This is a genomic window from Paraplanobispora takensis, from assembly GCF_016863195.1.
GTDB lineage: Bacteria > Actinomycetota > Actinomycetes > Streptosporangiales > Streptosporangiaceae > Planobispora > Planobispora takensis.
Genome location: NZ_BOOK01000086.1, coordinates 12,889 through 27,348 on the forward strand (window position 1 = coordinate 12,889; position 14,460 = coordinate 27,348).

Here is a 14,460-nt window from a genome sequence, read left to right on the forward strand (position 1 = left end):
TCACCATCCGGCGGATACGGCCGAACGAGGACGGCCGCCGACATCCCGGACGGCCTGCCGAGTCCGGCGACCGTCGGCGGCGGCGGGCTCAGCCGAGGTCGGCCAGGGGGTGGACGCGGTGGGGGACCACCGTGGACAGGGTGATCACGGTGCTGCTGCGCCGTACGCCCGGGATGGCCAGGGCGCGGTCGATGACCTCCTGGATGTGCTCGTGGTCGCGGCCGGCGACGCGGCACCAGACGTCGCCGGGGCCGGTGACGATGTGGGCCTCCAGCACCTCCGGGATCGCCTCCAGGGCGGCGGAGATGTCGGCGCGGGAGACCTGCTCGACCTCCAGCGTGGTGAAGGCCTGCACCGGGTAGCCGAGGGCGCGGGGGGAGAGGTGCGGGCCGAAGTCGGTGATCACGCCGTCGGCGGCCATCCGGTCGAGCCGGGCCGAGACGGTGCCCCGGGCGACGCCGAGAAGGCGGGCGATCTCCAGCAGGCCGGTGCGGGGGCGCTCCCTGATCAGATGGAGGAGCCTGCGGTCGAGGTCGTCCAGGCCGTGCCTCCGGACTGCCAATCTGCCCACCTCCGGGGTACAGGTCACGCTCGACACTGACGATCTGACAGTGGAGCGGCGGGGGTGTTGCCCGGTTTGCCGGTGAGATCCACACTACGCCTGCATATCCGCCACCCGATCCAGGATGTTCCTGAACGGCGGGCAGCTACGGAGGTCACCATGGCACGGCAGCACTCCCACCCGTTCGTCCCGTACCGGCCGGTCCGGTATCCCGAGCCGGAGATGATCGCCAGGGGCAGGGAGTTCTACGAGCACATGGACCGGCGCCGCAGCGTGCGCTTCTTCAGCGGCGAGCCGGTGCCGCGCGAGTGCGTGGAACTGGCGATCCGGACGGCGAACACCGCGCCGTCCGGGGCGCACCAGCAGCCGTGGAAGTTCGTGGTCATCGGCGATCCGGAGACGAGGCGGCGGATCAGGCAGGCCGCCGAGGTCGAGGAGCGGCAGAACTACGAGGGCGGGCGGCTGACCCCAGAGTGGCGCGAGGCGCTGGCGCCGCTGGAGACCGGGCCCGGCAAGGAGTACCTGGAGACGGCACCGTGGCTGGTGGTGTGCTTCGCCGAGAAGTACGGCGTGCGCCCCGACGGCACCCGGGTCAAGCACTACTACGTCAACGAGAGCGTCGGCATCGCCTGCGGCTTCCTCATCGCCGCCCTGCACGCGATGGGCCTGTCCACGCTCACCCACACGCCCAACCCGATGGCGTTCCTGAGCGAGATCTGCGGCCGGCCGGGCAACGAGCGGCCCTACATCCTCTTCCCGGTCGGCTACGCCGCCGATGACGCGGAGGTCCCCGACCTGACGCGCAAGCCGTTCTCCGAGGTGATCGGCTAGACGCCCCGCCCCGTTCGCGCACACCTGGGAGGTCGCCTCCCAGGTGAGGCGCGACTTGCGCCCGATCCCCGAAAGTCACGGGTTTTTGGGCCTTGTTGAGAGTGCTCTGTCAAGGCTACGATCACGTCAACTCTTAGGAAACTTTCCTAAAAGAAAGCCCGAATGGGAGTGATCGTGACCCGTTCGAACCCCCCAGACAAGAGCTTGAGCTGCGGAGACTCGACGACGAGAGCCGTCGCTGCCCGGCGTCCGCCCGGCCGGATGTCCAACAATTCCCTTTTCTCCCTTTCGCGGGAGTCCGCATGCGACGCACCGCCCCTTTACTCGATCTGACGGCTCCTGCAAGCATCCCGCGGCCGTCACGCTGATCCCGGGCACCTCCCGATCTCCTGCACCGCGGGAGCGTGCCCTCCCCGCCGTACGGCTTGCGTCGCGTCCTCCTCGCACTCCCCGAGGAGCATCCCCGCCGGGCGCAAGCCGTACGGCCACCCCCCACCACAGTTCAACGAGGTCAACGTGAAACTTCGCGTCATCTCCAGCCCCCTCGTCGCCCTGGCGGCGCTCCTCGCGGCCATGGTGGCCGCGCCGCCCGCCCAGGCCACTCAGTCCGCCCAGGTCACCCAGGCCGCCTCGGCCGCCTCGGCCACCGCCACCTTCACCAAGGTCGGCGACTGGGGCTCGGGCTTCGAGGGCAGGTACACGATCAAGAACGGGACCGCCTCCACGATCAACTCCTGGAAGGTCGAGTTCGACCTCCCCTCAGGGGTGAACGTCGGCTCCTTCTGGGACGCCACCCTGACCCGCAGCGGCCAGCACTTCACCTTCTCCAACGTCGGCTGGAACGGCACCCTGGCCCCCGGCGCGTCGGTGAGCTTCGGCTTCCTCGGCTCACCGGGCGGGGCGGCCGCCGTACCGGCGAACTGCAAGCTCAACGGCGCCGCCTGCGGCGGCGGCGACGGCCCGACCGACCCCACGCTGCCCGGTAAGCCCGGCACTCCCGGCGCGACCGGAGGATCCAAGAGCATCGCGCTGTCCTGGGGCGCCTCCAGCGGGACCGTCACCGGTTACCGCGTCTACGAGGGCACCGCGGTGAAGGCCACGGTGACCGGGACCAGCGCCACGATCTCCGGGCTGGGCGACTGCGAGTCGCACACCTACACGATCAAGGCCTACAACGCCCAGGGCGAGTCCCCGGCCAGCGACCCGGCGGGTGCCACCACCACCGGCTGCCCGCAGAGCCCGCTGCCCAAGCACTTCCTCACCGGCTACTGGCACAACTTCGACAACGCCGCCGTCGAGCTGCGGCTGTCGGCGGTGCCGGCGGAGTACGACCTGGTCGCGGTCTCCTTCGGCGAGGCCACGAGCACCCCCGGCGAGGTCGTCTTCGGCGTGGACCCGGGCCTGTCGGCCGCTCTCGGCGGCTACACCGACGCCCAGTTCAAGGCCGACGTCGCGACCCTGAAGGCGCGCGGCCAGAAGGTCATCCTCTCGGTCGGCGGAGAGCTGGGCCGCGTGCAGGTGGCCAGCGCCACGGCGGCGACGAAGTTCGCCGACACCGTCTACGGGCTGATGCAGCAGTACGGCTTCGAGGGCGTGGACATCGACCTGGAGAACGGCCTCAACGCCACCTACATGGCCCAGGCGCTGCGGGCGCTGCGCACCAAGGCGGGCGCGAACCTGATCATCACCATGGCCCCGCAGACCATCGACATGCAGTCCACCGGCGCGGAGTACTTCAAGCTCGCGCTGAGCATCAAGGACATCCTCACCGTCGTCCACACCCAGTTCTACAACTCCGGCTCGATGCTCGGCTGCGACCAGATGGCGGCCTACTCCCAGGGGACGGTCAACTTCCTGACCGCCCTGGCCTGCATCCAGCTGGAGAACGGCCTGCGCCCCGACCAGGTGGCCCTCGGCCTGCCCGCCGGGCCCGGCGCGGCCGGCGGCGGCATCGTCGCCCCCTCCGTGGTGAACCAGGCGCTGACCTGCCTGGCCAAGGGGACGAACTGCGGCAGCTTCGTGCCGCCGCGCACCTACCCCGGGATCCGCGGAGCGATGACCTGGTCGATCAACTGGGACGCCTCCAACAACTGGAACTTCTCCAAGACCGTCAAGCCCCACCTCGCCACGCTCCCCTAGGAAGGCCCATGAGAACCCCCCGCTCCCTGGGAACGCCCATGAGAAGAACCCCCCGCGCGGCACTGGCCGTCCTCGCCACCCTGGCGATGGCCTCGGCCGGGCTCGCCACCGCCACCGTCGCCACCGCCGACGCCGCCGCGCCCCGGGCGGCCGTCGTCCTCGCCGCCCCCGCCTGGCAGCCGTACACCTCCTACGCCGTGGGCGCGCAGGTGAGCTACAACGGCGTCGACTACCAGGCCATCCAGGCCCACACCTCCCTGCCCGGCTGGGAGCCGCCGAACGTCCCGGCCCTGTGGAAGGTCGCCACCGGCGGCCCCACGAACCCGCCCGGCACGCCCGGCCAGCCCGGCGCCCCGTCGGTCACCGGCACCACCAACTCCTCGATCTCCCTGGCGTGGGGCGCCTCCTCCGGCACCGTGACCGGCTATCGCGTCTACGAGGGCGGCACCCAGCGCGCCCAGGTCACCGGCACCAGCGCCACGATCGGCTCGCTGGGGACCTGCACGACCCACACCTACACCGTCAAGGCCTACAACGCCCAGGGTGAGTCGGTCGCCAGCAGCCAGGTCACCGGCACCACCGGCGGCTGCACCAACCCCGACCCGCCCGGCAAGATGGCCGGCGCGCCGTACCTCTACATGGGCTGGGGCAACCCGCCGAGCCCGGCGACCGTCATGAACGCCACCGGGATCAAGTCCTTCACCATGGCGTTCATCCTCTCCAGCGGCGGCTGCACCCCGGCCTGGGACGGCAACCGGCCGCTGACCGGCGGCGCCGACGCGCAGGCGATCTCGCAGATCAAGGCCGCGGGCGGCAACGTGCAGATCTCCTTCGGCGGCTGGCAGGGCAACAAGCTCGGCCCGAACTGCTCCACCCCGCAGGCCTTCGCCGGCGCCGTGCAGCAGGTCATCAACGCCGTCGGACCGGCGGTCGTCGACTTCGACATCGAGAACACCGACGAGTTCGAGAACTACACGGTCCAGGACCGCATCCTCAACGGCCTGAAGATCGTCAAGGCGAACAACCCGAACGTCAAGGTCGTGGTGACCTTCGGCACCACCAAGACCGGCCCGAACTCCCACGGCATCCGCCTGATCAACCAGGCCAAGGCGCTGAACGTGCCGATCGACAACTTCACGATCATGCCGTTCGACTTCGGCGGCTCGAACATGTACACCGACACCGTCAACGCCTCCGAGGGCCTGAAGAACGCGCTGAAGTCCGCCTACGGCTACACCGACGCGCAGGCCTACGCCCGCATGGGCATCTCCGGCATGAACGGCCTGTCCGACCAGCAGGAGCTGACCTCCCCGGCGACCTGGCAGCAGATCACGAACTGGGCCAAGTCCAAGGGCCTGACCCGCCTGGCCTACTGGGCGGTCAACCGCGACCGTCCCTGCCCGGGCGGCGGCGTGACCTCCAACTGCAGCGGCATCGCCCAGGCCGACTGGGAGTTCACCAAGATCACCGCCGGCTTCTAGCCGGTACGGCCCGCGCCCCACGGCCCCGGGGCGCGGGCCGCACCCCTGTTCACGACACCCCCCACATCCCCCGACACACCCCCACTCAGCCTCGTGAGGCAGGTAATGAAGCAACGATCAGTGCGGGCGCGGCTCGCGACGGTGGCCGTGCTGGCCGTGGGCGGCGCGATGCTCTCCGCCACGCCCGCGCACGCCGCCGACATCGCCGCCAACTCCGGCTTCGAGGACGGCCTGACCGGGTGGAGCTGCTCGGCGTCCTCGGGCGCGGCGGCGGTCTCCTCGCCGGTGCACACCGGGTCCAAGGCGCTGCAGGCCACCCCTGCCGGTTCCGACACCGCGCGCTGCCAGCAGGTCGTCGCCGTCAAGCCCGGCTCGTCGTACTCGCTGTCGGCGTGGGTGCGCGGCGGCTACGTCTTCCTCGGCGCCGCGGGCACCGGGACCACGGACGTGAGCACCTGGGCCTCCTCGCCGTCGGCCTACACCCGGCTGACGCAGACCTTCACCACCGGCCCGTCGACGAGAACGGTGACGATCTACGTCAACGGCTGGTACGGCCAGGGCGCCTACCAGGCCGACGACGTCGTCCTGGACGGCCCGCCCGGCGAGGGGCAGGCCCCGCCCGCGCCGACCGGCCTGACCGGCACCGGCGGCGTCACCACCGCCACGCTGCGCTGGAACGCGGTCGAGGGCGCGACCGGCTACAACGTCTACCGCGGCGGGACCAAGGTCGGCGCGGTCACCGGCACGACCTACAGCGAGAACCCGCCGCCCGGCAGCCACCAGTACCAGGTGACCGCGACCAACGCGGCCGGGGAGTCCTCCCGGTCCACCGCGGTCCCGGTGACGGTCGGCAACGACCAGCCCCCGCCCCCGCCCGCGCCGACCGGCCTGACCGGGACCGCCACCGGCCTGAGCGTCGCGCTGAAGTGGACCGCCTCGCCGACGGCGACCGGCTACAACCTCTACCGCGGCGGCGCCAAGGTCGCGACGGTGACGGGCACCTCCCACACCGACGTCACCCCGGCCGCCGGCAGCTACACCTACCAGGTCAAGGCCTTCCACACGAGCGGCGTCGAGTCCGGCGGCTCCAACACCGCCACCGTGCGGACCGAGGGCACCCCGCCCCCGCGCAACCGGCTCCTGATCGGCTATCTGCACGCCTCCTTCGCCAACGGCTCCGGATACGTCCGGATGGCCGACGTGCCGAACGAGTGGGACGTCGTCAACCTCTCCTTCGGCGAGCCCACCTCGGTGACCTCCGGGGACATCCGCTTCCGGCAGTGCCCGGCCGCCGAGTGCCCCAACGTCGAGTCCGAGGCCGAGTTCATCGCCGCCATCCGGGCCAAGCAGGCCGCGGGCAAGAAGGTGCTGATCTCGATCGGCGGCCAGAACGGCCAGGTCCAGCTCACCACCGCCGCCGCGCGTGACACGTTCGTCAGCTCGGTGAGTGCGATCATCGACAAGTACGGCCTCGACGGGCTGGACATCGACTTCGAGGGCCACTCGCTCTATCTCGACAACGGCGACACCAACCTGGCGAACCCGACCACGCCGGTGATCGTCAACCTGATCGCCGCGCTGAAGGCGCTCAAGGCGAAGTACGGCGCGAAGTTCGTGCTGACCATGGCCCCGGAGACGTTCTTCGTGCAGCTGGGCTACCAGTTCTACGGCCCGGGCCCGAACGGCGCCGCCGACCGCAGGTCCGCCGCCTATCTTCCGGTCATCCACGCCATGCGCGACGACCTGACCCTGCTGCACGTCCAGGACTACAACTCCGGCCCGATCACGGGCCTGGACAACCAGTACCACACCATGGGCACGCACGACTTCCACGTGGCCATGACCGACATGCTGCTCGCCGGCTTCCCGATCATGGGCAACCCGAACAACGTCTTCCCCGCCCTGCGCCAGGAGCAGGTCGCCATCGGCCTGCCCGCCGCGCCCTGGGCCGGCAACGGCTTCACCACGGTGGCCGAGGTGCAAAAGGCCTTCGACTGCCTGGCCAAGGGGACGAACTGCGGGCCGTACAAGCCGAAGGGGGTCTACCCGAACCTGCGCGGCCTGATGACCTGGTCGATCAACTGGGACAAGTACAACGGGTTCGAGTTCTCCCGCAGCCACCGGGCCTACCTCAACGGGCTCGGTTAGAGGGACCCCTCGCCGCCGGGAGAGACGGACTCCCGGCGGCGAGGTCCGTCTCAGGTCGTCACCTTCCGTGACGAGAACGACTGCGAAGCGTCGTCGAAGCTGGGAGAGAGGTCTCGTTTCGGCGTTCGAGTGGTTGTTCACTCCGGACTTCCGGCAGGCTGGTCACCGTCATGGACTACGCAATCCCCACGGGGTTTCTCCTCGTCACAGGTGTCGTGCTCGCTCTGGTCGCGCAGTGGAGGGGGTGGCGCCCGTCGCTTCCCGTCGTCCTCGCGGTCGGGATCGGCTTCCGGGTGCTCATCATGCTCTTCGCGGCCCTGAGCGAGTGGCAGCCGGTCGACTTCGTCGAGAGCTTCAAACCCGCCGGCGAGGCGGTGCTGCGGGGGCAGGACCCCGTCATCGGCAGCGAGGGCGGCTGGCACTTCCTGCCGATGATCCCGTACGTGTACGGCATGCTGCTCTGGCTGGGCATCCCGTGGGAGTGGAGCGGACGTCTGGTGACGGTGGTCGCCGACATCGTCCTCATCGTGCTGGTGGGCAAGCTCGCCGGAGGGACCACCGCCAACCTGCGCGCCTTCCAGTACGCCTGCAGCCCCCTGGCGGTCCTCGTCGCCTCGATCCACGGCCAGGTCGAGCCGGTCGCGCTGGTCTTCGGCGTGGCCGCCTTCGTGGTGGCCCGCGGCCCCGGCGACCCCGACCGTCCCGGCCTGCGCAACGACCCGGTCGCGCTGGTGCGCTCGACGGTCTCGGCTCTCGGGTTCGGCGGCGCCGTACGGCACCTGGGAGCCAGGGCGCTTCCCACGCTGTCGCGGGCGCTCGCCCCGCACGAGGGCGAACGGGAGACGATGCGCCGGGCGCTGTTCGCCGGTCTGCTGATGGGACTGGCCCTGTGCGCCAAGAGCTGGCCGATCTGGCTGATCCCCGGGATGCTCCTGCTGCTGCCCACCGTCCGCACCCGCGCGGTCGCGTTCGTGGCCACCGGCATCGCGCCGGTCTTCTTCGTCGTCACCGAGCCGATCTTCCTGAACGCCTCCCTGGGGGAGATCATCCAGGCTCTGCGCACGATCGGGGACATCCGCCCGATCGTCGGCGAGTGGGGCTACACCCCGTGGTTCACCGGCGGCGACTGGGCGCTCCGCCCCGACCTCACCACCTTCGGCACCCGCCTGATCTACGTCACGCTGCTGCTGGTCGCCTTCTTCTGGCGCCGTGCCGACCCGGTGGACGTCACCACGGCCATGCTGGTGGCCTTCATGATCACCACTCCCCGGCTCGGCTCGCAGTACCTGCTGTGGTTCATGCCGTTCCTGGTCGCCCGCCCCACCCGCTTCGCCTGGCCGGCCATCATCGGCGTCTCCCTGTGGGCGGGATACGGCTATCTCTACATGACCCAGTTCGACACCACGACCTGGTGGTACCTGCACCGCGACTGGTCCCGGGCCTCGGTCGTGCTGCTGCCGATCCTCGCCCTCGCCCTGCCCTGGGAGCGCCGCGTCTCCCGGGCCGCGGCGGAGGAACCGGGCGGGCCCCCGGGCAGGCCGGTCCCCGCATCCGCCTGAAGCGAGGCGGGCCCCGGCTGCGGAAGGGTCAGGACCTCCCGGCGGTGGGCTGCTAGGTTCCGAAATGTGATGAAAAAAGTGGAAGTCCTGCGCTACACCGCCTTCACTCATGACCCCGAGGGGGGCAACCCCGCCGGGGTCGTCCTGGACGCCACCGGGATGTCCGACGCCGAGATGCTCGCCGTCGCCGCCGAGGTCGGTTACTCCGAGACGGCCTTCCTGACGTCGCAGGACACCGCGGCCCGCGCCTTCCGGGTCCGCTACTTCGCCCCCTCGGCGGAGGTGGACTTCTGCGGGCACGCCACGATCGCCACGGCCGTGGTCCTGGCGGAGCGGATGGGGGTGGGGCGGCTGGCCTTCACCGCCAACGCCGGTGAGATCGTCGTGGACACCGAGGTCGACGGCGACACGCTGCGCGCCACGCTCACCAGTGTGCCCACGCGTTCGGCCCCCATGGAGGAGGACGCGCTGGACGAGACGCTCGCCGCGCTCGGCTGGTCCCGTGACGACCTCGACAAGGAGTTCCCGCCGCACGTCGCGTTCGCCGGGAACGACCACCCCATGATCGCCGTCGCGACCCGGGCGCGGCTGGCGGACCTGCACTACGACTTCGACGCGCTGAAGTCGGTGATGACCCGCCGCGGCTGGACGACGGTGAACCTGTTCTGGCGCGAGCACGACGGGCGCTACCACTCGCGAAACCCGTTCCCGCCCGGCGGGGTGGTCGAGGACCCGGCGACGGGTTCGGCGGCCGCGGCGTTCGGCGGCTATCTGCGGGTGCTGGGCTCGGATGTGCGGGAGTTCACGATCATCCAGGGTGTGGACATGGGACGGCCGAGCGAGCTGAAGGGATCGATCGCCGAGGAGGACGGGCGGACCCGGGTCGGCGGCGGGGCCGTGGCGATGACGAGGCCCTGACCCCGAGCGCGGCGGGACCTTGACTTCAACCAAGCACTTGCTCAAGATCCGGATGTGGTGACATTCGCGGACCTGGTCCGGGCCCGGGCCGGTGACGAGCACGTGGGGTTGCTGTTCGAGGACGAGAGCTACACCTGGTCGCGACTGGTCGGCGAGGCCGAGCGCCGGGCCGCCCTGGCGCTCGGCCTCCGCGAGCCGGGGCGGCCGTTCCACATCGGGGTGCTGCTGGAGAACGTGCCGGAGTACGTCCTGTGGATCTTCGCCGCGGCCCTGTCGGGAGCGGCGGTGGTCGGGATCAACCCGACCAGGCGGGGAGAGGAACTGGCCGGGGACGTCCGCCACACCGACTGCCGCTTCATCGTGACCGACTCCACCGGGTGCGGCCTGCTCGACGGCCTGAGGACCGGGATTCCCCCGGAGCGCGTCCTGCGCGTGGACACCCCCGGCTACCGCGACCTCCTCGCCCGCCGTACCGGCGCGCAGGAGTTGCCCGAGGCGGAGGAGGGGGATCCGCTGTTGCTGTTGTTCACATCGGGGTCCACGGGGGCGCCGAAGGCCGTGGTCTGCGGACAGGGGCGGCTGGCCGCCATCGCGGGGCGGGGCGGGGCGGGCGGTTCGGGATCGGGCGGGACAGCGTGACCTATCTGGCGATGCCGCTCTTCCACGGGAACGCGGTCATGGCGAACCTGGCGATGGCCACCCGCGCGGGGGCGGCGGTCGCGATGCGCAGGCGCTTCAGCGCCTCGGGGTTCCTGCCCGACGTGCGCCGTTACGGCGTCACCTACTTCAACTACGTCGGCCGCGCGCTCGCCTACATCCTCGCCACTCCCGAGCGTCCGGACGACGCCGCCAACCCCCTGCGGGCCGCGTTCGGCACCGAGGCCTCCGCGCGGGACATGGCCGAGTTCGGGCGCCGGTTCGGGACCTCGATCATCGAGGGGTACGGCTCCTCGGAAGGCGTCATCTCGATCAACAAGGTCCCCGGGACCCCGGCCGACGCGCTCGGCGTGCCCCCGGAGGGGGTGGACGTCGCCGTGCACGATCCCGAGACCGGTCGCGAGTGCCCGCGCGCCCGGTTCGGCGACGGCGGCGGGCTGCTCAACGGGCACGAGGCCATCGGCGAGATCGTCCGCCGGGACGCCGCCGCGTTCGAGGGGTACTACGCCAACCCCGAGGCCGGCGCCCGGCGTCTGCGCGGCGGCTGGTACTGGAGCGGCGACCTCGGCTACCGCGACGCGGAGGGCTACTTCTACTTCGCCGGCCGGGACGCCGACTGGCTCCGGGTGGACAGCGAGAACTTCGCCGCCGCCCCGGTCGAGCGCATCCTGTCCCGGTTCCCGGGGACCGTCATGTGCGCGGTGTACGCCGTACCCGACCCGCGCACCGGCGATCAGGTCATGGCCGCCCTCGAACTCGACGGCCCCTTCGACCCGGCCGCCTTCACCGCCTTCCTGCGTGCCCAGCCCGACCTCGGCGGCAAGTGGGCGCCCGTGTTCGTACGGCTCACCGCGCGGATGCCGCTGACCGCCACCAACAAGGTGGACAAGGCAGGACTGCGGCGGGGGCGCTGGGAGTGCGCCGACCCGGTGTGGTGGAGCCCGTCCCGGGACATGACCTTCGTCCCGCTGACCGGCGAGGCACGGGCCGCCCTCCGCGAGCGGTTCGCCGAGTTCGGCCGCGAGCGTCTCCTGACCCCGCAGACCGGCTTCGCGGGACGGTCCGCCGCGCGGCGTCCGATTCCTGCAAGACACCGCGACGGGCCGGGCCGTACGGTCGTGACCATGAAGACTCTGACCGCTGACGCGCTCGCCGCGGCCGGGCGCTACATGCTGCTCAACGCCCGCCTGATCGACCGGTTGCGCTACGAGAGACTGATCCGCGGCGGGTCCCCGGACCGGGTGCTGGCCGTGCTGCGCGCCTACCAGAACGCCGACGGCGGGTTCGGCAACGCGCTCGAACCCGACCTCCGCGGAGCCGGGAGCCAGCCCGAGCCGGTCGAGGTGGCCTTGTGGACCCTCGACGAACTGGACGCCTTCGACGACCCGATGGTGCTCCGGGCCTGCGACTATCTGATGACGATCACCACCGCGGACGGGGGAGTGCCGTTCGTGACGCCGAGCGTCCGCGAGACCCCGCGAGCCCCCTGGTGGGAGACGCCCGACGACCCGCCCGGCCACCTGATTCCCACCGCCTCGATCGCCGGGCTCCTGCACAAGCACAAGATCGTCCACCCCTGGCTGGGCCCGGCCACCGAGTTCACCTGGGCCGAGATCGAGAAGACGACCGAGCTCCAGGCGTACTCCGCGCGGGCGATCGTCAACTTCCTGCAGCGCGTCCCCGACCGGGACCGGGCCCACGAGCAGTTCGTACGGCTCCGCGAGGCGATCCTGGCCACCGTGGCCCTCGACCCGGACACCCCGGGAGAGGCGCACTTCCCGCTCGACTTCGCGCCCGAGCCCGGTGAGCTGCCGCTCTTCCCCGAGGAGATCCTGCAACGGCACCTCGACGCGCTGATCGACCAGCAGACCTCCGAGGGCGGGTGGGAGCCCAACTTCCCGATGTGGACGCCGATCGTGCGGCACGAGTGGGGCGGCTTCCTCACGGTGGAACGGCTGAAGACCCTCAAGGCGTACGGCCGGCTGGCCTGAGGCCGCAGGCCCTACGGCCGGTTCCCTACGGCCGGTCGAGAAGCCGGCTCAGGGACACCCCGGCGAGCCGTCTCACCTCGTTGGACATGTGCGCCTGGTCGGCGTAACCGCTGGCCAGAGCCACCTCGGCCAGTCTGAGGCCGGTGCCGGCCAGCCGCAGCGCCCGCTGGAAGCGCACGACCCGCTGCAGCACCTTGGGACCGTATCCGAACGCCCGCACGCACCGCCGGTGCAACTGCCGCTCGCCCAGGCCGAGGTCCCAGGCCACCTCCCCGACGCTCCGCCCGGCCCGCAGCGCCTCCGCGATCGCCGGCGCGGCCGGGTCGGGTCCGGGCGCCGCGCGCAGCCGTACGGCCAGCGCCCTCTGCAGGATCTCGGCGGTCATCCCGCCGGGGGGCTCGGCGTCGAGGGGAAGACCGGGCAGCCCGCCGAGGTCGGACAGCGGCACCCGCTGGTCGCGCAGGGCCTCCACCGGAACCCCGAACACCTCGCCCACCGCGCCCGGCCGGAAGCGGACCCCGGCGTAGCGGTCGCCGGGGGAGATGGGCACCGACATCGGCCCGGTGTCGGGGCCGGCCACATGCGGCCCGCCGGGGGACCAGATCAGATCGACGCAGCCGTCCGGGACGACCAGCTGGGTCCTGGCGGTCGTCGCCTCGCTCGTCCACAGGCAGGCCACCCGCCCGGCCAGTGCCGGGTCGGGAGTCCACTCGCGGTACACGTCTTCAGGTTACGGGGAGGGACCGACAGCGCGGCGTGGTCACGGGGCGGGCCGGACGGCCGTGCCGGCCGCGTGGTCCGTCGTATGGTCCGCGGTGTGGTCCGCCGCATGGTCTCCGGACGGCTGCTCGGCGGGCGCGCGGTCACCGGGCGTCCGCGGTGTGTCGTGCCCGTTCTCCGGCGGGGCCTTCCCGGAGATGAGCGTCGCGGCCCATCCGGCGTTGGGATCGCTGTCGATCAGCAACGCGCGGGTGAGCAGGCTGAGCGGGATGGCCAGGAGCGCGCCCAGCGGGCCGAGCACGAACGCCCACAGGATCAGGGAGAGGAACGTCACGGTCGTGGACAGGCCGACCGCGTCGCCGAGGAACTTCGGCTGGATGAGCGACTGGACCACGAAGTTGATCAGCATGTAGGCGCCGATCACCAGGATCATGCTCTTGACCCCGCCCTGCAACAGGGCCAGCAACGCCGGTGGGACGAGCCCGATGATGAAGCCCAGGTTGGGGATGTAGTTGGTGATCAGTGCCAGCACGCCCCAGAGCAGGGGGAGGGGGACGCCGATCAACCAGAGGGCGGCGGCGTCCAGCGCGGCGCAGATGACGCCGAAGACCGTGGAGACGACCAGATAGCGACGGGTGTTGTGGGCGAAGGTGCTGAGCGCCTCGACCAGCCTCGGCCGGTGCCCGGAGCTGGAGGACAGGATCCGGGAGAAGGGCTCGGCGTCCAGGCACAGGGAGAGCACCAGGACGACGATCAGGACTATTCCGGAGAACACGCCGAGCAGGCCCGAGGCGAAGCCCTGGAGGAGGGGGAAGATCTTGCCGGGATCGAACGACCTGATGGTCTGGTTGATCTGCTCGGTGCCGACCCCCCATCCCGCCGCGAGTCTCTGCGCCTCGGCGACGAGGTCGCCGAACTGCGAGGAGTAGGTCGGGGCGAGCCCCGCCAACTGGGCGACGGAGACGCTCAGGATCGCCGCCATGCCGAGCAGGACGAGCAGGACGATGGTGAGAGGGACCGCCACGAGCAGCCAGTACGGAGCACCGCGCCGGCGGAGCACGCCCCTGACCGGGGCGACGGCGACGACGAGGACCAGTGCGAGGACGAACGGGCCGAGGATCGAGCTCACCTCTCTGATCCCGGCCAGGGTGATCACTGCGCCCGCGACGCCGAGCAGCACGATCAGGGCTCTCGGTACGGCTCTCTGACCATTCATGGTGGCCACCTACCCCGGGAAGAGGAGGACGATCGTCTCCGGCGGGCCACCGATTTGACGCATCGGGTGCTCCTCCATAGAGTTCACAGGCCCGAGGAGGCCGATGGTGATCGCCAAGGCATCGGGCACTCCCTCTGATCACTCTTCCACACTGAGACGGTAACGTCTCGGAGGAATCAGGTTTGACAAGGACCTGATGGTTGAGTAAGTTAGAAGGGTTGCTCCGGAGACGGGGCGG

Annotated in this window: 11 protein-coding genes; 8 read left to right on the forward strand and 3 right to left on the reverse strand. The window is 71.0% G+C overall.

All coding sequences use genetic code 11. The features are described 5' to 3' along the window. Positions 1-88: 88 nt before the first annotated feature. Positions 89-562 (reverse strand): Lrp/AsnC family transcriptional regulator, encoded by a 474-nt coding sequence (locus tag Pta02_RS39320; RefSeq protein ID WP_203880138.1) that lies wholly within the window; start codon positions 560-562, stop codon positions 89-91. A gap of 159 nt (positions 563-721) precedes the next feature. Here Pta02_RS39320 and Pta02_RS39325 point away from each other — a divergent pair, with 159 nt between their 5' ends. The 8 genes from Pta02_RS39325 (at position 722) to Pta02_RS42140 (ending at position 12,286) form a co-directional block, all read left to right on the forward strand. Then, the gene (locus Pta02_RS39325; protein WP_203880139.1) at positions 722-1,393 is read left to right on the forward strand and encodes a nitroreductase family protein; all 672 of its coding nucleotides are present in this window, start codon (positions 722-724) and stop codon (positions 1,391-1,393) included. 516 nt (positions 1,394-1,909) lie between these two features. Beyond that, positions 1,910-3,532 (forward strand): chitinase, encoded by a 1,623-nt coding sequence (locus Pta02_RS39330; RefSeq protein WP_203880140.1) that lies wholly within the window; start codon positions 1,910-1,912, stop codon positions 3,530-3,532. Positions 3,533-3,570: 38 nt separating this feature from the next. Beyond that, complete coding sequence (locus Pta02_RS39335) at positions 3,571-5,013, forward strand: carbohydrate-binding protein (protein WP_203880141.1); 1,443 nt, start codon at positions 3,571-3,573, stop codon at positions 5,011-5,013. Between the two features lie 105 nt (positions 5,014-5,118). Then, complete coding sequence (locus tag Pta02_RS39340; protein WP_239131574.1) at positions 5,119-7,161, forward strand: carbohydrate binding domain-containing protein; 2,043 nt, start codon at positions 5,119-5,121, stop codon at positions 7,159-7,161. 170 nt (positions 7,162-7,331) lie between these two features. Beyond that, positions 7,332-8,720 (forward strand): hypothetical protein, encoded by a 1,389-nt coding sequence (locus tag Pta02_RS39345; protein ID WP_203880142.1) that lies wholly within the window; start codon positions 7,332-7,334, stop codon positions 8,718-8,720. A gap of 69 nt (positions 8,721-8,789) precedes the next feature. Beyond that, positions 8,790-9,638, forward strand: a complete 849-nt coding sequence (locus tag Pta02_RS39350) for a PhzF family phenazine biosynthesis protein (RefSeq protein WP_203880143.1) — start codon at positions 8,790-8,792, stop codon at positions 9,636-9,638. Between the two features lie 54 nt (positions 9,639-9,692). Then, positions 9,693-10,277, forward strand: coding sequence for an AMP-binding protein (locus Pta02_RS42135; RefSeq protein WP_275423657.1), 585 nt, complete (start codon positions 9,693-9,695; stop codon positions 10,275-10,277). Then, positions 10,274-12,286 (forward strand): AMP-binding protein, encoded by a 2,013-nt coding sequence (locus tag Pta02_RS42140; protein ID WP_275423658.1) that lies wholly within the window; start codon positions 10,274-10,276, stop codon positions 12,284-12,286. The genes Pta02_RS42135 and Pta02_RS42140 overlap by 4 nt, the downstream gene beginning before the upstream one ends. Before the next feature lie 25 nt (positions 12,287-12,311). Here Pta02_RS42140 and Pta02_RS39365 read toward each other — a convergent pair whose 3' ends face one another. Together Pta02_RS39365 and Pta02_RS39370 are read right to left on the reverse strand one after the other, a co-directional pair. Further along, positions 12,312-13,007: a helix-turn-helix domain-containing protein gene (locus Pta02_RS39365; protein ID WP_203880144.1), complete on the reverse strand. Its 696-nt coding sequence runs from the start codon at positions 13,005-13,007 to the stop codon at positions 12,312-12,314. A gap of 39 nt (positions 13,008-13,046) precedes the next feature. Then, positions 13,047-14,222: an AI-2E family transporter gene (locus Pta02_RS39370; protein WP_203880145.1), complete on the reverse strand. Its 1,176-nt coding sequence runs from the start codon at positions 14,220-14,222 to the stop codon at positions 13,047-13,049. Positions 14,223-14,460 lie beyond the last annotated feature (238 nt).

Excerpts from the sequence above, each read along its gene's own strand:
- Pta02_RS39325 (WP_203880139.1), top strand. The coding sequence starts at position 722 with ATGGCACGGCAGCACTCCCACCCGTTCGTCCCGTACCGGCCGGTCCGG.
- Pta02_RS39335 (WP_203880141.1), top strand. The coding sequence starts at position 3,571 with ATGAGAAGAACCCCCCGCGCGGCACTGGCCGTCCTCGCCACCCTGGCG.
- Pta02_RS39345 (WP_203880142.1), top strand. The coding sequence starts at position 7,332 with ATGGACTACGCAATCCCCACGGGGTTTCTCCTCGTCACAGGTGTCGTG.
- Pta02_RS39350 (WP_203880143.1), top strand. The coding sequence starts at position 8,790 with ATGAAAAAAGTGGAAGTCCTGCGCTACACCGCCTTCACTCATGACCCC.
- Pta02_RS39370 (WP_203880145.1), bottom strand. The coding sequence starts at position 14,222 with ATGAATGGTCAGAGAGCCGTACCGAGAGCCCTGATCGTGCTGCTCGGC.
- Pta02_RS39340 (WP_239131574.1), top strand. The coding sequence starts at position 5,119 with ATGAAGCAACGATCAGTGCGGGCGCGGCTCGCGACGGTGGCCGTGCTG.